Annotated in this window: 21 protein-coding genes; 17 read left to right on the top strand and 4 right to left on the bottom strand. The window is 39.1% G+C overall.

Annotation, left to right across the window (positions count from 1 at the left end; translation table 11 throughout):
* Positions 1-97 precede the first annotated feature (97 nt).
* The 5 genes from ACFQZ9_RS24160 (at position 98) to ACFQZ9_RS24180 (ending at position 5,232) form a co-directional block, all read left to right on the top strand.
* Positions 98-538 (top strand): MarR family winged helix-turn-helix transcriptional regulator, encoded by a 441-nt coding sequence (locus ACFQZ9_RS24160; protein WP_498945920.1) that lies wholly within the window; start codon positions 98-100, stop codon positions 536-538.
* Positions 539-544: 6 nt separating this feature from the next.
* Positions 545-1,210 carry an HlyD family secretion protein gene (locus ACFQZ9_RS24165; RefSeq protein WP_498945921.1) on the top strand — a complete coding sequence of 222 codons (666 nt, stop codon included), beginning with the start codon at positions 545-547 and terminating at the stop codon, positions 1,208-1,210.
* A gap of 8 nt (positions 1,211-1,218) precedes the next feature.
* On the top strand, positions 1,219-3,018 hold the full coding sequence (locus tag ACFQZ9_RS24170; RefSeq protein WP_498945922.1) for an efflux MFS transporter permease: 1,800 nt from the start codon (positions 1,219-1,221) through the stop codon (positions 3,016-3,018).
* A 1,017-nt stretch (positions 3,019-4,035) separates the two neighbouring features.
* Complete coding sequence (locus ACFQZ9_RS24175) at positions 4,036-4,191, top strand: hypothetical protein (protein ID WP_198308726.1); 156 nt, start codon at positions 4,036-4,038, stop codon at positions 4,189-4,191.
* A gap of 180 nt (positions 4,192-4,371) precedes the next feature.
* Complete coding sequence (locus ACFQZ9_RS24180; protein ID WP_429743564.1) at positions 4,372-5,232, top strand: YitT family protein; 861 nt, start codon at positions 4,372-4,374, stop codon at positions 5,230-5,232.
* A 296-nt stretch (positions 5,233-5,528) separates the two neighbouring features.
* On the opposite strand, the gene ACFQZ9_RS24185 is transcribed toward ACFQZ9_RS24180, so the two are convergent.
* The 3 genes from ACFQZ9_RS24185 to ACFQZ9_RS24195 all read right to left on the bottom strand — a co-directional run bounded on the left by ACFQZ9_RS24185 (position 5,529) and on the right by ACFQZ9_RS24195 (position 6,990).
* Positions 5,529-5,783, bottom strand: coding sequence for a sigma-G-dependent sporulation-specific acid-soluble spore protein CsgA (locus ACFQZ9_RS24185; protein WP_327834176.1), 255 nt, complete (start codon positions 5,781-5,783; stop codon positions 5,529-5,531).
* A gap of 120 nt (positions 5,784-5,903) precedes the next feature.
* The gene (locus ACFQZ9_RS24190; RefSeq protein ID WP_498945923.1) at positions 5,904-6,140 is read right to left on the bottom strand and encodes a hypothetical protein; all 237 of its coding nucleotides are present in this window, start codon (positions 6,138-6,140) and stop codon (positions 5,904-5,906) included.
* A 139-nt stretch (positions 6,141-6,279) separates the two neighbouring features.
* Positions 6,280-6,990, bottom strand: a complete 711-nt coding sequence (locus ACFQZ9_RS24195; RefSeq protein WP_498945924.1) for a class I SAM-dependent methyltransferase — start codon at positions 6,988-6,990, stop codon at positions 6,280-6,282.
* Between the two features lie 188 nt (positions 6,991-7,178).
* Here ACFQZ9_RS24195 and ACFQZ9_RS24200 point away from each other — a divergent pair, with 188 nt between their 5' ends.
* The 3 genes from ACFQZ9_RS24200 to ACFQZ9_RS24210 all read left to right on the top strand — a co-directional run bounded on the left by ACFQZ9_RS24200 (position 7,179) and on the right by ACFQZ9_RS24210 (position 9,075).
* Positions 7,179-7,988 carry a metallophosphoesterase gene (locus tag ACFQZ9_RS24200; protein WP_232489963.1) on the top strand — a complete coding sequence of 270 codons (810 nt, stop codon included), beginning with the start codon at positions 7,179-7,181 and terminating at the stop codon, positions 7,986-7,988.
* 123 nt (positions 7,989-8,111) lie between these two features.
* Entirely contained in the window at positions 8,112-8,693 is a 582-nt protein-coding gene (locus ACFQZ9_RS24205) for a YkoP family protein (protein WP_498945925.1), read from the top strand.
* Between the two features lie 94 nt (positions 8,694-8,787).
* Entirely contained in the window at positions 8,788-9,075 is a 288-nt protein-coding gene (locus ACFQZ9_RS24210) for a hypothetical protein (protein WP_198308721.1), read from the top strand.
* A gap of 33 nt (positions 9,076-9,108) precedes the next feature.
* Here ACFQZ9_RS24210 and ACFQZ9_RS24215 read toward each other — a convergent pair whose 3' ends face one another.
* Positions 9,109-9,987 carry a VanW family protein gene (locus ACFQZ9_RS24215; protein WP_498945927.1) on the bottom strand — a complete coding sequence of 293 codons (879 nt, stop codon included), beginning with the start codon at positions 9,985-9,987 and terminating at the stop codon, positions 9,109-9,111.
* Positions 9,988-10,146: 159 nt separating this feature from the next.
* Here ACFQZ9_RS24215 and ACFQZ9_RS24220 point away from each other — a divergent pair, with 159 nt between their 5' ends.
* The 9 genes from ACFQZ9_RS24220 (at position 10,147) to ACFQZ9_RS24260 (ending at position 17,850) form a co-directional block, all read left to right on the top strand.
* A complete protein-coding gene (locus ACFQZ9_RS24220) occupies positions 10,147-10,686 on the top strand; it encodes a helix-turn-helix domain-containing protein (RefSeq protein ID WP_498945928.1) in 540 nt (179 codons plus the stop codon).
* Between the two features lie 22 nt (positions 10,687-10,708).
* Positions 10,709-11,686, top strand: a complete 978-nt coding sequence (locus ACFQZ9_RS24225) for an alpha/beta hydrolase (protein ID WP_498945929.1) — start codon at positions 10,709-10,711, stop codon at positions 11,684-11,686.
* Positions 11,687-11,834: 148 nt separating this feature from the next.
* Positions 11,835-12,029: a hypothetical protein gene (locus ACFQZ9_RS24230; RefSeq protein ID WP_198308717.1), complete on the top strand. Its 195-nt coding sequence runs from the start codon at positions 11,835-11,837 to the stop codon at positions 12,027-12,029.
* Positions 12,030-12,122: 93 nt separating this feature from the next.
* Positions 12,123-13,331: an acyl-CoA dehydrogenase gene (locus ACFQZ9_RS24235; protein ID WP_498945930.1), complete on the top strand. Its 1,209-nt coding sequence runs from the start codon at positions 12,123-12,125 to the stop codon at positions 13,329-13,331.
* Between the two features lie 14 nt (positions 13,332-13,345).
* Positions 13,346-14,119, top strand: coding sequence for an SDR family oxidoreductase (locus ACFQZ9_RS24240; RefSeq protein WP_498945931.1), 774 nt, complete (start codon positions 13,346-13,348; stop codon positions 14,117-14,119).
* An 82-nt stretch (positions 14,120-14,201) separates the two neighbouring features.
* Positions 14,202-14,768, top strand: a complete 567-nt coding sequence (locus tag ACFQZ9_RS24245) for a TetR/AcrR family transcriptional regulator (protein ID WP_198308714.1) — start codon at positions 14,202-14,204, stop codon at positions 14,766-14,768.
* Positions 14,769-14,865: 97 nt separating this feature from the next.
* Positions 14,866-15,939 carry a phosphotransferase family protein gene (locus ACFQZ9_RS24250; RefSeq protein ID WP_498945932.1) on the top strand — a complete coding sequence of 358 codons (1,074 nt, stop codon included), beginning with the start codon at positions 14,866-14,868 and terminating at the stop codon, positions 15,937-15,939.
* Between the two features lie 148 nt (positions 15,940-16,087).
* The gene (locus ACFQZ9_RS24255) at positions 16,088-16,867 is read left to right on the top strand and encodes an enoyl-CoA hydratase/isomerase family protein (protein WP_498945934.1); all 780 of its coding nucleotides are present in this window, start codon (positions 16,088-16,090) and stop codon (positions 16,865-16,867) included.
* Positions 16,868-16,875: 8 nt separating this feature from the next.
* Complete coding sequence (locus ACFQZ9_RS24260; RefSeq protein WP_498945936.1) at positions 16,876-17,850, top strand: quinone oxidoreductase family protein; 975 nt, start codon at positions 16,876-16,878, stop codon at positions 17,848-17,850.
* Positions 17,851-18,150: the final 300 nt, after the last annotated feature.

The raw sequence follows: 18,150 nt of genomic DNA on the forward strand, positions 1-18,150 counted from the left end.
AAGGGTATCTATATATAATTCTATCTTGTAATAAATCAATTCGTATACGAAATATTCGATTTAGAAACCTTAGATTATCGAGGCAAAGGAGGAAGAAATGTACGAATTAAATAATGTAATTGTTGAGTCATTTTCAGAAATAAACAAGGCCATTTATCGGCTTATTAAGACTGAGGCAGACCGGATGGGAATTACGGTTGTTCAACTGAAGGCTCTTTATAGAATTTCTTCAAACCCTAAGATTGGATTGGGCGACCTAGCCGATAAATTGAGGTTAACGAACAGCACAGTCAGCGGGGTTATTGACCGATTAGTTCAAAGTGGTTTGGTAGAGCGGATTGTTCCGCCTGAAAATCGCAGAGCGGTTTCGATTCATTTAACACAAGCTGGAAAAGAGCTGTTAGATCAAGTTTATTCTTCTGAATCTACCCTAAGAAAAAAATTAAATGATGTGATGGATTTACCAAAAGAAGAAATTGAACATTTATTAAGTTTACACAGGCTTATCCTATCGAAGCTTTCAATTGAGGAGGATTAACTTTTTATGAATACTAAACGAATGGTTTTACTAAACATTTTGATATTACTTATTTTAGTTGGAGGGGGTTTTGCAGCCTATTCCTACTACAACAAAACCGTAAATTATATATCTACTGATAATGCTCAAATTGCAGGACAACAGGTGACTGTTGCTGCCCCGGCTAATGGGAAATTAACAGATTGGACAGGAAATGTAGGCGATCATTTTTCAAAGAATCAAAAAATCGGAACCATTGTATCTGCTGGAACGGGAGCGGGGGCAGCTGCTGCACCTACTTCAATTAATATAACCCTTCCGACTAGTGGAACAGTAGTACAAACAAATGCTGTGAAAAATTCCTTTGTAGCTGCCGGTACCCCGCTTGCTCAGGTATATGATCTTGAAAAGTTATGGGTAACAGCTAATATTGAGGAAACTTCAATTGATGAAATAGCTGAAGGACAAGATGTTGATATTTATGTAGATGCTTTCCCTAATACAACATTAAAAGGAACAGTAGAGAAAATTGGTCTTGCAACTTCAGGTACTTTTTCTCTTCTACCAAGCTCAAACAGTACAGGTAACTATACAAAAGTAACTCAAGTCATTCCTGTTAAAATTACAATTGATGATAACAAAGGACTTCAGATTGTCCCTGGTATGAACGTGACCGTGAGAATTCATAAGTAGGTGATTCGATGTCAATATATATCACGGTTTATGTCATTTTAAGCATATTGGTGTTATTACTGTTTAATTTTATGTTTATGAAAAAAGGAAGAAAACCTAAGAATCGTTCTGTAAAGGATTCTCCTCTAGTTGTTCAGGAAGAGAAGCACAAAAGGAACATGGAAGAAGAAGTAGAAGATTTATTAAAAGTATCTGCGATAACAGAGCCAGCATTAGAATATGTAGAAGCAAATGTAGAACCGATTGAGGAAGAGGAGTCACCAACATTATCAAGGGTGAAAGAGTCGAAAAGAGAAGTAGGAAAAGGAAAGATTCTTACAGCTTTGATGCTGGGGGCTTTCGTCGCGATTTTGAACCAGACCTTGCTCAATGTTGCCATCCCACATATCATGTCGGATTTAAATGTTTCAGCAACAACTGTTCAGTGGTTATCCACTGGCTACATGCTTGTGAACGGAATTTGTATCCCAATCACTGCCTATTTAATTGAGAAGTTTGGTACAAGAAAATTATTTATTACCGCAATTTTGCTTTTTACCATCGGATCGTTTATATGTTCATTTTCAACAAATTTTAGCCTGCTAATGGTAGGCAGGATTGTGCAAGCATCCGGTGCAGGTATCATTATGCCTCTCTTGATGACTGTTTTCTTTGCTATTTTTCCACCGGAAAAGCGAGGAATGGCGATGGGGATGATGGGGATTGTTATGCTGTTTGCCCCTGCCATCGGTCCTACTTTATCAGGATGGCTGATTGAACATTATTCTTGGAGATTATTATTTGATATTGTTATCCCAATTGGTATTATTGATTTAATCTTAAGCTTTATATGGATGAGGGATGTAACGAAAGTTACCAATCCAAAGTTTGATCTCCCAGGTGTATTATTCTCCACATTGGGATTTGGTTTCCTCCTTTATGGATTTAGTGAAGCCGGAAGTAAAGGGTGGTCGAGTGGAACGGTAGTGATCTCGCTTGTCATTGGGATCATTACATTAATTGCCTTTGTCATTCGCGAGCTTACAACTGATCACCCGATGTTAGAACTGCGTGTTTTTAAATATGATATTTTCGCCTTAACCACGATTATCAGTATGATTATTAATATGGCGATGTTTGGTGCAATGATCTTGCTCCCAATCTATCTGCAAAATATTCGTGGATTTACTGCTTTAGAATCGGGTCTTCTGTTACTGCCTGGAGCAATTGTGATGGGAATTATGTCGCCCATATCCGGTGCCTTATTTGATAAAATTGGGGCCAGATGGTTAGCCGTTGTCGGGTTAACGATAACCGTTATTACAACTTGGCAATTTTCTAGCCTTAGCATGACCACAAGCTATTCTCATATTTTATTCCTATATGTAATGAGGATGTTTGGAATGTCATTTTTAATGATGACGGTTATGACAGAAGGGTTAAACCAATTACCGCGTCACCTTGGCGCCCATGGTACTGCTGCCTCTAATACAGCTCGACAGGTTGCCGGAAGTATTGGAACAGCGTTTCTAGTTACAGTTATGTCGACTAGACAAGAGGCCCATATGGGTGAATATTCAAACCTGATTACAAGTGCAAACCCATTTATTGCAGGAAAAGTATCACAAATTGGTCAAGGGATTGCGGCGCTTGCACATGTACCTGCAGGTGCTGGTAACCAACTAAGTTTGTATATGATTTATGGGCAAACCATGAAACAGGCAACCATTGATGGAATCAATGATTCCTTCGTTGTTGCAACGGTTATTGCAGCGGTTGCACTGGTTCTCGCTTTCTTTATTAAACGTGCACGTATAAAAGAACAATAATAGGCAAAGGGCTCAGCATTCGCTTAGCCCTTTATTTCTATAGGATTATTTCCAAATATTTCACATTTTTGTCACAGGTAAATGGTGAATTCTTATTTCTCGGTGCTATACTATAGGTGTAGAGGTTAATAAAACAAATTAACATCTTAGGAGACTCAACCATACGTGTTCGTTCCGTTTGTGAACGAGTAGTAAGGTAAATTTGTACCAATATTTGGATAGGAGGAGCGATGAAAGCAACAAATTGGAAAAAGGGAATTTCTTAACTGTGAATAAACAAAACCTGAAATCAAATCAGTAAACTAGAAATTATTGGGTTCTTGGAAAATGAGATTTTAATTTCTACCGCTTAAAATTCGGGCGTAGAAAAATAACTCAAACCAAAGCGATCTTTCTAATCATATTATAGAAGCTCCCTAAGTGGAGAAACCTATTGAATGTTAAAGAAAGAATCAAAAACCAATAATCGTAACTGATTAAAATAGGGTGTCCAACCGAATTTTTAGTTGGGTTCACAAATTAAAGAGTAATAAAAATGGATTCTATATCTAAAAGCATCCTTTTGTATGGATAGTAGAATCTACACCTTTTACTAATTAATTATTTCATTGCCATGAGACTGACCAAATGAATGGAAATGAGTCTAAAATCGGTAACACACCAAAAAAATTGTTTCTTTTTAGGAATTTGAATTCCATTTAACATGAGAATTAATTCCTTCAACGGAACAAACACATATCGGCTGATGGTTCAAACCTTCTGGTATATAGGAAGGGGGAATGAATGAACAAATTGGCGGATGTCATGGTTGGGTCCCCTAAGATATTATAAACCTAAAAGCTGCCGGCCCAAACGGCAGCTTTTTATTTCTGAGCGGAAATCAACAACTAGTTTAACAGGCTATTTTTCAATGACAAAATCAAGATTAACCGCTCGGTAAAAATGTTTACTCCCAAAAAATTGGAATAATCGCTGATGTTGTAGGAAAAAATTAGTGAGGAAGGAGTGGATTTGTTTATGTATAACCGAATAGATAAGAAAAAAGAACCAACTGTTGCACCTGGAATGGATGACCAGGAAGAGTTGGAGCAAAGTGCAACGGAAGAAGAGGTTGAAAGTGGAGAATACACAAGTGTCACGACCCTTTCATATGATGAAGTAGATCCAAGTTGATTTTCAACCGTTCTGCCTGATATACCAGGCAGTTTTTTTGTTCCAATTTGGAGCAAATGAATATCAATATCAGTCATAGTTCGATATACTTAAATTAGAACATCAAATGAAAGGGGCAGGTTAATGGCAGAAATTCAAAATATCTCTATTACGGAACAACAGGAAGCGCTTTTGGAAAGAATGCAGCACCGGAGACTAACAAAAAGAAAGATATTTCAAAGAATCTTATTAATCACGCTCGGGGCGACATTAATGGGAGTTGGGCTCGAAATTTTTCTTGTTCCCAACAATGTAATTGATGGAGGTATTACGGGTATTTCCATTATGCTTTCCTATCTTACCGGATGGAAAATAGGTATCTTCCTCTTTATTCTAAACATGCCGTTTTTCTACATCGGATATAAACAAATTGGAAAAACCTTCGCTTTATCCACTCTTTATGGAATTATCATTCTTTCCATTGCTACAACATTACTTCATCCAGTCCCTGCGTTTACACAGGATATTTTGCTTGCATCTGTGTTTGGGGGGATTATTCTCGGAATTGGAGTCGGAATTGTCATTCGTTACGGTGGTTCTTTAGACGGAACCGAAATCCTTGCGATACTTTTTAACAATAAGCTCCCTTTTTCGGTTGGGGAAATCATCATGTTTTTTAATCTCTTTATTTTAGGCAGTGCTGGTTTCGTCTTTTCATGGGATCGGGCCATGTATTCGTTAATTGCCTATTTTGTCGCTTACAAAACGATTGATATCACGGTGACCGGTCTGGATGAATCTAAATCGGTTTGGATTATAAGTGACAATGCCAAACAAATAGGGGATGCCATCATGAGCCGGCTTGGCCGCGGTGTGACTTATATGAAGGGTGAGGGTGCTTATTCCGGGGATGATAAAAAAGTAATCTTTTGTGTCATCAATCGTCTTGAAGAAGCAAAATTAAAGGAAATTGTTGCTGAAAATGATGACAGTGCCTTTTTAGCTGTTGCGGACATCGCTGAAGTGCGTGGAGGAAGATTTAAGAAAAAAGACATCCATTAGAAGCTTACAAAAGCTTCTATTTTTTTCGTGGTTTATGCTAATTTCCTAACTAAGTTGATTGAAGCGAAGTGCCTGAAGCGGAAATCAACAGGCAATTTCAGCTTCGGAAATATTATTTTTCCTTGTCAGAAATGGAGTGTTTATGCGGAGATTTTTGTCGTTTGCTGATGATTTTGAAGAGAAGAAATAACGTATTTTGTCAAAAAATGCGCTTACCTAGGAAATATTATCAGAAAATACAGGAAATTCCCTCAAAAAAAAATGGCAGAATCATACCGCCATTTTTTTTTGAAATATTAAAACAATAACTCATAAACTTCATTTAATTCATGTGCCCTTTTTTCATCAAGTTCTTCTTTCGCATACATAATTTCTTTTGGCAGGATGTCATTTAGAAATTCAATTTCTTTTTGACTTAAATGGCGAACAAAGTCCCCCTCAGAGGTAAATCTCCCCTCTGACACCTTGCGAAATAGGTGGCGGCCCTCTGAATGGTGCTCGTCATTGTAATTTGATAATATTTCACGGAGATATCCTAATGTTTTATCCATTTATATTTCACCAAACCTTTCCCGTTCTTATTTTTTGACGGAAAAGCATTTATATACGTTAAAATCTTATAGAAAAGAAAAAAGAGCAAGCGCGGAGGCATTGCTCTAAACTAAATGTAATTAAAAGAAGAAGACTGGGAAAAAAGGAACACCAAACGGTACAAAGAAAGGTCTTCCGAAAAACGGCCCAGGGAAAAATCCAAACCCATAGCCTTCATTCGGTTGTTTAGAATTTAATTCAGCCACTTCAAAACCGTCTTCTTTTACCTTAACAATTTTTCCGATCACCCAATCTCCCTTTTCATTTTTAAACCGAATCATTTGACCTTCAAGTTGACGAGATCTTTCATAATTCATGCAAAAATCCTCCTTCCGTTAGGGACTTGCTATAAATTATGTAAAGGGCTCACAAGTTGAAAGGGCGAGTAACCATTCTTGTCCAATAATTACTGACAAAAAAAGCCTCCCGATTAACGGAAAAGCTCTTTTTCAATCATTATTTTGTACAGGTAATAATCCGATAGCTTAGGACATCTTGATATTTTAAAACCATATTAGCATGCATGTTGAAAATTGCAAATAATTCTGGTTCGAAATTAGCTGAAAAATTGAATTCTGGTGCATGGTTTCCTTCTGCTAAGGACTGTTTTTGTTTTTTTACTTCTATATTTTTATATCCTGTTTTTTCTAATAGTTCTTTCCAATCTTCCTCCAATAATAAAGAATCCACAGCATAAAATTGTTTAATTTCTTGCTCCTCTTGTATTGAAAGCTTTTGGTTAATCGTCATTTCATTTGCGATAAAACGTCCGCCTTTTTTTAATACCCGATAGAATTCTTTTAACGTTTTGGGTTTATTTACAAAAGCCAAGACTGACTCAGATAAGACGAAGTCAAAAGAATTGTCGGCAGAAGGAATTTCTTCAATGGATCCTTGAATAAGTTGAACTGGCAATTTCATCGTTTGAAATCGATCTTTTGCTTTTTCAATCATAATCGGATTGATTTCTACCCCTGTAACGTTTGCTTGATATTGCTGGGCTAAAAATGCTGCAGTTTGCCCTGTTCCACATCCGGCATCTAATATATGTGATTGATTTGTGATTTTTTCATTTGCAAGTAATTCCTTTGTTAATATGATACCACCGGGATGAGCACCGCCAACACCAAACTTGGCTAAAAAATCAAAATAGGTTAAGGCTCCCACCAGACACACCACCCAAATCTCTTTTTTTGCATACTATGTAAAAGGACTTGAATGGGTTCTTTTTCAAAGATTTAAATTTATTTAAAATGGATAATAATATTATTATGTAAACTGATTAGCGAATCCCATTAACTCCCACTATAAGGAATCCCCCAAAGACTCTATACTTGGAAGTGGGAGGGGATCATTTGATTTATTTACTTGGTATCATTTTTTGCGTTTTCAGTATTTATTTTTTTTATAAAGCACATAAAAATACAAAAGATGTTGTTTTAAATAATATCACGGTTTCACATTCAAAATTAACAGATAAACCACTTAATATCCTTCATCTATCCGATCTGCATCTTGAAAATATATCGATTTCCCCAGAAGAATTGTATCAAACTGTCTCAAATCAAAAAATTGATTTAATTGCGCTTACGGGTGATTTTTTGGATCGAAAAAGAAGTATACCAAAATTGGTTCCATATCTTTCAGCATTATCACGTTTGAATCCGAGATTTGGAATGTATGCTGTGTATGGCAATCATGATTATTTCTTAAAAAAAGAAAATTTTGCCCTTCTTAAACAGACATTAGAAGAAAATGGATGTATAACACTTCAAAATCAGCATGTTTCTTTTAAAGTGGATGGTGAAGTGATTAACATCATTGGAATTGATGACCATCATTCACATCGAAGTAATGTGGAAGAATCCTACCGAAACCTGCAGGAGGGCTACAATCTAGTTTTAACGCACGACCCTAATGTGGTGTTGAAAATGAAAAACTATCCGTATGATTATCTTTTATCTGGTCATTTTCATGGCGGGCAAATCCATTGGCCCAAACCATATCATTTGCTAAAAATGGGAAAGCTTATTCGGATGAACATTGTGAAAGGTTTACATTACCATGAGGGGAAGCCATTTTATATAAGTGAAGGTTTAGGCCAAACGGGAGTGAATATCCGGATTGGCAGTCGTCCAGAAATAACCTTCCATCATATTTCGTAAAAGCTGGGGAGTTTCCTCAGCTTTTATCATTTTATCTTCAAAAACATATCCTGACATTACCATAACTAAAAAGGTGATACTTAAACATCCTAAAAAGGAACACTGGCAGAAGGAGAGCAGGCCATGAGGATACGCCTAACGATTTTATGGATATGGAAATTAATTGATCCGTTATTTTATTTGTGTTCACGATTACATTATATCCAAGAAGAGAATAAGAAAAAATCAATTTTTAGAGTGAGAATTACCAAATATAAAGGGAAAAACATCATTTTATCTGACGGTACTTTAATATGCCGTAACGATCTTTTGATTAAGATTCATTTACACAATGTCCGGCTCCTAAATGAATATATAAAAATTAAAAATGACTTAAACCGCGCAAGACTAATTTATAAGGCAGTTCTAAGGTCGATGCCCTCACTTGCCCGTTATGTAAACACGCATCCAAGAGAAACGCAAATTAAGGGTATCATTGGAATCACAACGATTAATAAAGGGGTTGTACCTTTAGGATTTGAAACTTTTAGACCCAAGAACCGCCTATATCGGCGCGTCAAAAAAGTCGGCCAACTGCCTATTTTTCTGCTTACAAAATCATCCTTCAGAAATTTTCAAAAAAATAAACTGAATTATTTATTGATGTCTAAGGATAAGCTTTATCAACGGTATGGACGTAATCTCCCAGCAAATAACAATCAATGAGTACATTCCCAAACATAAGCTCAAATTAAAGTGCACAAATTAAGCTAATGAAAGGGTTAAACCTTTTCATTATAATTCGAAGGAGTGCTTTGATATGAGGAACGTTAAAATCGAACCGTTTTTCAATATGTTTAAACGAAAACGAAAAAGTCGCGGGGCTATGTGGGCTTCCCTTTTTGGTCTTGGTTTAAGTGCTGCTGTTTATGGAGTTACAAAAGGAAAACGCAAAATTTCAGCACCTCCTTTACAAAATATGCAAAATATGCAAAATATGATGAAAACTTTCACTCCTAAAACCAATATAAATATGATGGATAATGCAGCATTAACAGAGTTTTCTGAGGAGTTATTAGAAAGTGCTTTAAGAAATAAAAGACAATAGTCGAAAAAAAGTCCGCTTCAGGAGCGGACTTTTTCAATAGGGTGGATTTGGTACTTCTTTTGGCTGATAATTTATGACTTCAGAAGAATAAAGCTTAATGATTAATAAATTCCCTAATGTTTTAGCACGAATTAAAACCGGCTGATTGTACTTATTTTTAAATTCGAAATCGGGTCCAAACCAGCTGACGGTTGCATCACGACCTTTTGGGATGTAAGGAACCTCTCTAGTATGCGAAAACCGTTGGACAATCTGCAGTCCTGCATTATCCACGGCATTAAAAAGGGTGGACGATACCTGACAAATTCCTCCGCCAATATCTTCAGCATATTCCCCCCTGACAATAACGGGAGCCTTTAAATAACCTTTTGCCGCTGTTCTTTTTCCAACCACTTGGTTAAAGGAAAAATTCTCACCTGGGAAAATAACATAATTATTAATAGCCTTTACCGCCAATTTAATATTATTGGTTCTCGTTTTATTTCCTGAATTAAAGGAGGTTACATATCGGCCAATTCGTTTACTTTTTATATCGGCTAACAATTCACTATCTATTCTTGGGTAAACAGTCAGCATGGGAATTTCTAGATTAACCGAGCTATTTCCAAAATAAAAAGCATAAAATTGTTCGGTAAAAGCTTTGCGGTAAACTTGGTATCCAACCTGCTCCGGTACAATATTCCCATTTTGATCAAGCCTGGCGTCCTGTGAAGGAACAGTGAGCTGTTGATCCAGTTGGTCTAGAAAAGAAGTGTATTTTTTTTCAGCGATAATCGGTAACCCGGGATATTGATAGGAGAATTCTGCCCGTTTAACAACAGATACGGTTCGGCCATCCTTTGTAATCGACAAAGTATCCTGTGGGAGCATTTGCCCAGTATAAACCATTAACCCTAATAACCATGATAACATTATCAACCCTCCTCATTTTAGGATGGTTCGAAAAAATGATTTCATGTAATCAATTTGGAAAAAAATTAACTATTTTTCCATCTTTGCCTTTACAAATATCAAAAAGTATAATATTATCATTATTGATAATGATAATAAAAAATAGGAGCATGGTTCATAATGAAGGAATCAACCGTTGATGTGATATTGCATCCAGTTCGTATAAGAATTATACAGTGCTTAATAAACCAACAACACACTGCCCAGCAATTGAAGGAATTGCTTCCGGATATCCCGCAGGCATCTTTATATCGGAACATAAAAAAATTAGCCGAAGCCGAAATTATTCATGTGATTGAGGAGATTCCGAATCGGGGAACCGTCGAAAAAGTTTATTCCATTCACAATCCGAATAAATCCTTAATTGGCCCAGAAGAAATCAATCGATTACCCAAGGATGAGCAAATGGGGTTGTTTATTAAATTTATGGCTAATTTAATGGCGGAGTTTGAACAGTATTTACAGCAGGAAAAAAAAGATTTTGCTGCAGAGGGAGTAACCTTCCGCCAGGCTTCTATTTATTTAAGTGATGAGGAATTTTCCGAGTTTGCCCAGGACCTTGTCAAAGCTTTTTCAAAGGTAATCAATAATAAACCGTCAAAAGAACGAAGGCGGAGAACCGTTGGCACCATAATTATTCCGGATAAAAAAAATATATAAAATAATTAGGGGGAATTCCAGAATGGAATTTAGGGAGAAGGAAGTAACGATTCATAGTCAGGTAGGGCTTAAAGGAACACTAAGTTTACCAAATGTGCGTAAAGAAAAGGGGCCGGCGATACTGATCATAGGCGGTACAGGGAAATTGGACCGCAATGGAAAAGTAAATGAAAAGCTGGATTTAAAACTTTATCGCCAGTTGGCTGAATTCTTAACGTCTATAGGATTCATTAGTTTGCGCTACGATAAGCGAGGAGTTGCAGAAAGCGAAGGGGATTATTATAAAACAGGACTTTGGGATTTAGTGGATGATGCCAGAGCGGGAGTTCAATTTTTGAAAAATCTACCTGAGGTCAACTCTGATCAAGTAATCGTGTTAGGTCACAGCGAAGGAAGTATGATTGGGACGTTAGTAGCTGCAAGAGAAGAATTAGCAGGGGTCATATTACTTTCCGGCGCAGTTGTAAACTTGAGCGAAGCATTAAAATATCAACGGGATATTGCGAGCCAAGACGTGCTGACGTTAAAGGGCTTTCAAGGATTTTTACTGCGATTGCTTGGAGTTCAAAATAAAATTGAAAAACAAGCTCAAAAGTTTACAGATAAAGTCCTTAGTTCCGATAAAGAGGTAATGAAAATCGGCTTTTCGAAAATAAATGCAAAGTGGATGCGCGAACATTTTCAACACAATGTGAGAGAGGACTTAGTGAAGGTAACCTGTCCGGTCCTTGCGATTACGGGGGCAAGGGATATCCAAGCAAACCCAAAGGATTTAGAGGATCTTTCCAAATACGTACAGGGTGAATCAGAATATTATATTGTCGAAAATATGGGGCATTCCTGTAAATTTCAAGAGAAAACATCTAATATGCTTTCAGCAAAGAAGGATATCATCTCGGATTGCAATTTGCCCATTCATCCTGAACTATTAGCATTACTAGCGAAATGGTTGGAAAAACAATGTACGGTCAATTACTCTGATGAACCGGTTATATTATAGAGCCTTATGCAGTGGGGGACAAAATGTCTCTCACTGTTTTTATTAAAATCAATGAAAAATATGTAGAAAAATAGTATAGTAGCAGTAGTTGTAACAAAAAGATAGCTTATGCTAGCAGTAAGCTATCCTATATATAGGAGTGGAAAACATGACGGAAAATGGACGTGTCCAATTAAATGTAAGAGTATCGAAGGAAATTGCTGTGAAGCTGGATGAAATTGTCGAATATTATCAGGAAAACTTAAAATTTGGCCGAGTGTATAAAGGCGATGTATTAACAGATATTATCGAAAAATACTATGAGGTGATGAAAAAACAGAAACAGATGAATAAAAGATTTTAGAATATTTACAAAATTATTTGAATAATAAAATTCAGAGAGTATAATTGTACTTATAACATACCAACTGGTTAGTATGTAGAAAGAGGTGGAAAAGTGGACTTTTCATATTCTCAAAGAGTGAGAGATTTACAACAGAAATTAAATGACTTTATGGAAGCATCTATTTACCCAAACGAGCATGTATATGAACAACAATTTAATCAACAGGAAAGCCGCTGGAGTGCAGTGCCGCCAATCATGGAGGAATTGAAGGAAAAAGCAAAAGCGGTTGGTCTTTGGAATCTATTTTTACCGGAAAGTGAATACGGGGCAGGCCTAACGAATCAGGAATATGCACCATTGTGTGAAATAATGGGGCGTTCCTTGATTGGTCCTGAGGTGTTTAACTGCAATGCACCTGATACGGGAAATATGGAAGTCCTTGTCCGGTATGGCTCCGAACAGCAAAAAGAACAGTGGTTAAAGCCGTTATTAACAGGCGCCATTCGCTCCTGTTTTTCGATGACGGAACCGGATGTAGCTTCATCGGATGCGACCAATATTGAGGCAAGAATCGAACGGGATGGCGACGAATATGTCATCAATGGCCGGAAATGGTGGTCTTCAGGTGCTGGGGATCCGCGTTGTAAAGTTGCGATTGTCATGGGGAAAACGGACCCGAATGCCAATCGTCATGAGCAGCAATCTATGATTCTTGTACCACTCGATACTCCTGGGGTGAAAATTGAAAGGATGCTGCCGGTATTCGGCTATGATCATGCCCCGCACGGACACGGTGAAATCACGTATGAAAATGTTCGTGTACCGGTAGAGAACATACTTTGGGGAGAAGGAAAAGGATTTGCGATTGCTCAGGGGCGTCTCGGGCCAGGTCGCATCCATCACTGTATGCGTTTGATTGGGGCAGCGGAGCGAGCGCTTGAAGAATTATGTAAGCGCGTCCAAAGTAGAGTGGCCTTTGGAAGACCATTGTCAAGCCAAGGAGTGGTCCGCGAATGGATTGCCGATTCACGAATGGAGATTGAACAAGCTAGACTGCTAACTCTAAAGGCTGCCTATATGATGGACACAGTCGGGAATAAAGAGGCGAAAACAGAAATCGCGATGATCAAAGTGGTTGCGCCTTCCATGGCCCTTCGGGTAATTGATCGTGCTATTCAAGCCTATGGTGCCGCTGGTGTTTCTGGTGACTTCCCGCTTGCCGCTTTATGGGCAAATTCCCGGACCTTACGTCTTGCAGATGGACCAGACGAAGTCCATAGAGCACAGGTTGCCAAGCTTGAATTAAAAAAATACCAATAAAGGAGAATCGTAAAATGGAAGTATTCAAACTTTTTGATTTGACGGGAAAAACAGCAATTGTTACCGGAGGAGGCCGCGGTCTTGGTGCCCAAATTGCCCAAGGTTTTGCAGAAGCAGGGGCAAATGTTGTTCTATGCTCACGAAAGGTGGAGGCGTGCCAAGAAGTGGCTGAACAGTTGGAGAAACTAGGGGTAAAAACGCTTGCGCTAAAATGTGATATTGCCAATCCGGATGATGTAGCCCATGTTATTGCAGAAACCAAAAAGGCTTTTGGTTCGATTGATATCCTTGTTAATAACAGTGGGGCAACATGGGGCGCACCTGCAGCAGAAATGCCTCTTGATGCCTGGAAAAAGGTCATCGATGTCAATGTGACCGGAACCTTTTTGATGAGTCAGGCAGTGGGAAAAGAGATGATTGAACAGCGGTCAGGAAAAATTATCAATATTGCTTCCGTTGCTGGATTTGGCGGAACCGACCCAAGATTAATGGATGCGATTGGCTATAACACAAGCAAGGGTGCCGTTATAACCTTTACAAAGGATCTCGCAGTGAAGTGGGGGAAATACAATATTAATGTGAATGCAATTGCCCCTGGGTTCTTCCCAACGAAAATGTCAAAGGGATTAATTGAACATGGAAAAGAAGCGATCTTGGCGGGAACCCCTTTACGTCGGTTTGGTACAGATGACGATTTAAAAGGAGCCGCACTGTTTCTTGCCTCAAATGCCTCAAACTATGTTACAGGTAATATATTAGTAGTTGACGGCGGAACAGCAGCAATGTAAAAACGGAAATGCGTATTAAGGGAGCGATTGGAGATATGGTATAATTTTCTTTAGATTTATAACAGATTGCGGGGACATAGGTGTGAAAGAAAAAATTACAGAACAAAGCATCCGTTTATTTGAAAAAAAAGGCTTCAGCGAAACATCCATACAGGATTTAGTTGAGTCAATTGGTGTCACAAAAGGGACGTTCTATTATTATTTTTCCAGTAAAGAAGAATTACTTTTAGATATCCATCTTGGCTATATCAATGACTTGCTGCAGCACCAGGAACGGATTTTACATGACACCAGCAAAAGCTGTAAGGAAAAATTATTTGAGATTGTCAGTATGCTGATCACAAATATTAAAACCCAGGGACAGGCAGCAAAAATCTTTTTTAGAGAAATGAAGAATCTTAGTGAAGAACGACTTGCCATAGTCGTTCCAAAAAGAGATCAATTTCGCTTAAATATCGAAGGCTTGATCAATGAGGGGATGAAGCTCGGTGAATTCCGTCCCGATTTAAATGCTTCTATCATTACGTTTGGGATTCTTGGGATAACGAATTGGAGCTATCAGTGGTTTAATCCAAGCGGTAAATCCTCTGACAGTGAGGTTGCCGAGATTTTTGTGGAAATGATTCTAAAAGGGATTCAGGTAAAATAAAACGATGTAGAGGATATTTTACACCCCTCTACGATCGTTTACATACTGACTAGTTAGTATGCAATATGAATTTGTTGACTGAAAGTGGAGGGATACGATGCCACATCAAATAAATCATGATACCATTCCGGTTCGAAAGGGTGAGGAATTAAATCCTCCTATTCTTGAACAGTTTTTACGGGCGAATATTGAAAATTTGCCGAATTATCCGCTTGAAATTTTGCAATTTTCAGCCGGGCATTCCAATTTAACCTATCAATTAAGGATTGGGGATTGGGAAGCGGTACTAAGACGTCCGCCGCTTGGCCCTGTGGCCCCCAAAGCCCATGATATGGAAAGAGAGTGTAAAATCCTTTCAGAACTACATCCGATTTTTCCAGTGGCACCGAAACCGATATTATTTTCAAATAGGCTAGAGATTGTGGGCAGTCCGTTTTTTATTATGGAAAGAAAAAATGGGGTCGTTCTTGATAGTTCTTTTCCACAGGGTGTCGAAGTCAATAAGGAACTTTGTCGCCACATTTCTGAAGTTATGGTTGAAAAGCTCGTTGAACTGCACTCGATTGATTATCAGCAGACTCGCCTAGCTGAAATGAGTAAACCAAAGGGGTTTATGGAAAGACAGGTAAATGGCTGGATAGGAAGATATGAACGTTCTAAGACAGATCAGGTTACTGAAGTGAATACATTAATGAAATGGCTGGTTGACCATACTCCTAAAAAACACGAGGCAGTCATCATTCATTATGATTATAAATTGAATAACGCGATGTTTAATGAAGAATTAACCGAAATGGTGGGTTTATTTGACTGGGAAATGACAACAGTCGGAGACCCGCTGGTGGATTTAGGGGCAGCGATGAGTTATTGGATTCAAGCGGATGATCCAGATTTATTGAAAAACGCATTTGGAAAGCCGCCGGTAACGATTTTGGATGGATTTTTAACGAGAAATGAATTTATTGATTTATATGCTAAAAAGAGTGGGCGGGATGTGTCTACTATTCATTTCTATATGACTTTTGCCTACTTTAAGCTTGCGGTTATTTGCCAGCAAATTTATTACCGCTATCAAAAGGGGCAAACAACTGATTCGCGCTTCGCCCATTTTAATCAATTTGTGAAAAGCCTGATTCAGCATGCCGCAGGAATTCCAGGAAAGGCCCTATGAAATTTTGCGGGCTTTTGTTGGTTGCGTACTAGATTAGTATAAACAGAATGAAGAGTTAGCAATTGCCGCTTGGGTAAAATTGACTTGATTGTGCCGGCAATAATTGATGGAAAATGATGGTTGAAAATAGTGAGAGAGGAAGTTGGAAATGACTCAAGAACATCTAATCGTCGAAAAATTAGGTCCGGTATTATCTTTAATGTTAAACCGGCCGGAAAGCTTAAATGCATTTAGTCCTGAAATGATTTTGGGATTGACTAGTTCCATTCGTGATGCACAGACTGATGCGGATGTTCAGGTAATTGTTTTATCGGGAGCTGGCCGGGCCTTTAGTGCCGGCGGTGATGTGAAAACAATGGGGCAGGCAGGTCCGGCGCAGGTTTACGAGCATATCGGCAAGCTCAATGAATTGATCTTAACCATGAAGGCTGTAGAAAAACCAATTATTGCGTCTGTTCATGGTTTTGCTGCTGGTGCAGGGTTTAACCTGGCGCTCGCCTGTGACTTAATTGCGGCAGCAGAGGATAGCATGTTTGCTCTCAGTTTTTCACAGGTTGGTCTGGTTTCGGATGGCGGCGGCTCCTATTTTCTGCCAAGATTAATCGGCCCACATTTGGCTAAAGAATTTTTCTTTAGTGCAGAACCGGTTCCGGCACAAAGACTTTATGGTCTTGGCTTAATTAATTTCCTTTTTCCATTGCAAAAGCTTCAGGAAGAGACCATGAAATTGGCGGTGAAACTGGCTAACGGACCAGGCAAGGCATTTGGGAAGCAAAAGAAACTGATTGAGCATTCGTTTACGGCTTCACTTGAGGAGATTCTTGAAGAGGAACGGCTCACCCAGACGTTAATGGTACAAACAGATGATCACCAAGAGGGGATTAGAGCTTTTAAAGAAAAAAGAAAACCAGTATTTAAAGGAAAGTAGGAGATTAGATGAAAGTAATACAATTTAGTGAATATGGCGGTCCGGAAGTTCTTCAAATGGTGGAAAAAGAAAAGCCTATACCCACAGGGAGTAATGTGTTAATTGAAATTAAAGCGATTGGTGTTAATTATGCGGATACCGCACGAAGGGAAGGTCAGTATGTGGTTCCGACTCCGCTGCCATTTATTCCGGGGGCTGAAATTGCCGGTGTGGTTAGGGAGGTTGGTGATCAAGTTAAAAATGTGTCGCCTGGTGATCGGGTTGTGACCTTGATTGAATCGGGTGGTTATGCGGAATTTGCGGTTGTGGATGAACGCTCCTTGATTCCTCTTCCTGAACAATTGGATTTTCGGACTGCAGCTGCTTTGCCACTCCAAGGCCTGAGTGCTTATCATATATTAAAAACAATGGGGCGGTTGGAGAAGGGAGAAAGTGTTCTGGTTCATGCGGGGGCTGGAGGTGTGGGGACGATTGCCGTACAGTTGGCTAAGTTGTTTGGTGCGGGGAAGGTGATTGCGACGGCAAGCAGTGCTGAAAAGTTGTCGCTTGCAGCGGAGATGGGGGCAGATGTTTTAGTCAATTATACCGAGGAGGATTGGGAGCTGCAGGTTCTTGAAGCGACCGGTGGCAGGGGTGTTGATGTTGCGCTTGAAATGGCGGGCGGAGAGGTGTTTAATAAGACTCTTAAATGTCTTGGTACTTTTGGCAGGTTAGTGATTTATGGGGTGGCTAGCGGAGAGCAAAGCCGTTTTTATCCGTCTAGCTTGATGGCACGAAACCAATCGGTCATTGGATTTTTTTTGCCGCAAATTATGAGAAAACCGGCGTTATTGCAGCCGAGTTTGGTCGAGTTACTTACATATCTGGGTGAGGGCAAGCTCAAACTGACAATTGGCGGAGTTTACCCATTAGGGGAAGCGGCTTCTGTTCATCGTTTGCTGCAGTCGCGAAAAACGAGCGGGAAATTGATTTTGGAACCGTGAATTTAATGGGTGAGTAGGTTAGTTGGTGCCCGTGCAGGTGGAAAATTGAGTGTAACGGGCACTGATAGGAGTTCATAGTGCCCGTGCGGATGAAAAACTGAGTTGGCCGGGCACTGACAAGGGCTTATATTGCCCGTGCGGATGAGAATATGAGTTGGCCGGGCACTGACAGTGTCTCATAGTGCCCGTGCAGGTGAAAAAAGGGTTGGCGGGGAACTGACAAGGGTTCATAGTGCCTGTGCAGGTGAAAAAAAGGGTTGGCCGGGAACTGACAGTGTCTCATAGTGCCCGTGCAGGTGA

Source organism: Neobacillus sp. GCM10027624, assembly GCF_042675345.1.
GTDB lineage: Bacteria > Bacillota > Bacilli > Bacillales > Cytobacillaceae > Neobacillus > Neobacillus cucumis_D.

Excerpts from the sequence above, each read along its gene's own strand:
- ACFQZ9_RS24160 (WP_498945920.1), top strand. The coding sequence starts at position 98 with ATGTACGAATTAAATAATGTAATTGTTGAGTCATTTTCAGAAATAAAC.
- ACFQZ9_RS24165 (WP_498945921.1), top strand. The coding sequence starts at position 545 with ATGAATACTAAACGAATGGTTTTACTAAACATTTTGATATTACTTATT.
- ACFQZ9_RS24170 (WP_498945922.1), top strand. The coding sequence starts at position 1,219 with ATGTCAATATATATCACGGTTTATGTCATTTTAAGCATATTGGTGTTA.
- ACFQZ9_RS24175 (WP_198308726.1), top strand. The coding sequence starts at position 4,036 with ATGTATAACCGAATAGATAAGAAAAAAGAACCAACTGTTGCACCTGGA.
- ACFQZ9_RS24180 (WP_429743564.1), top strand. The coding sequence starts at position 4,372 with ATGCAGCACCGGAGACTAACAAAAAGAAAGATATTTCAAAGAATCTTA.
- ACFQZ9_RS24185 (WP_327834176.1), bottom strand. The coding sequence starts at position 5,783 with ATGGATAAAACATTAGGATATCTCCGTGAAATATTATCAAATTACAAT.
- ACFQZ9_RS24190 (WP_498945923.1), bottom strand. The coding sequence starts at position 6,140 with ATGAATTATGAAAGATCTCGTCAACTTGAAGGTCAAATGATTCGGTTT.
- ACFQZ9_RS24205 (WP_498945925.1), top strand. The coding sequence starts at position 8,112 with ATGAGGATACGCCTAACGATTTTATGGATATGGAAATTAATTGATCCG.
- ACFQZ9_RS24210 (WP_198308721.1), top strand. The coding sequence starts at position 8,788 with ATGAGGAACGTTAAAATCGAACCGTTTTTCAATATGTTTAAACGAAAA.
- ACFQZ9_RS24215 (WP_498945927.1), bottom strand. The coding sequence starts at position 9,987 with ATGTTATCATGGTTATTAGGGTTAATGGTTTATACTGGGCAAATGCTC.
- ACFQZ9_RS24220 (WP_498945928.1), top strand. The coding sequence starts at position 10,147 with ATGAAGGAATCAACCGTTGATGTGATATTGCATCCAGTTCGTATAAGA.
- ACFQZ9_RS24225 (WP_498945929.1), top strand. The coding sequence starts at position 10,709 with ATGGAATTTAGGGAGAAGGAAGTAACGATTCATAGTCAGGTAGGGCTT.
- ACFQZ9_RS24230 (WP_198308717.1), top strand. The coding sequence starts at position 11,835 with ATGACGGAAAATGGACGTGTCCAATTAAATGTAAGAGTATCGAAGGAA.
- ACFQZ9_RS24240 (WP_498945931.1), top strand. The coding sequence starts at position 13,346 with ATGGAAGTATTCAAACTTTTTGATTTGACGGGAAAAACAGCAATTGTT.
- ACFQZ9_RS24250 (WP_498945932.1), top strand. The coding sequence starts at position 14,866 with ATGCCACATCAAATAAATCATGATACCATTCCGGTTCGAAAGGGTGAG.
- ACFQZ9_RS24255 (WP_498945934.1), top strand. The coding sequence starts at position 16,088 with ATGACTCAAGAACATCTAATCGTCGAAAAATTAGGTCCGGTATTATCT.
- ACFQZ9_RS24260 (WP_498945936.1), top strand. The coding sequence starts at position 16,876 with ATGAAAGTAATACAATTTAGTGAATATGGCGGTCCGGAAGTTCTTCAA.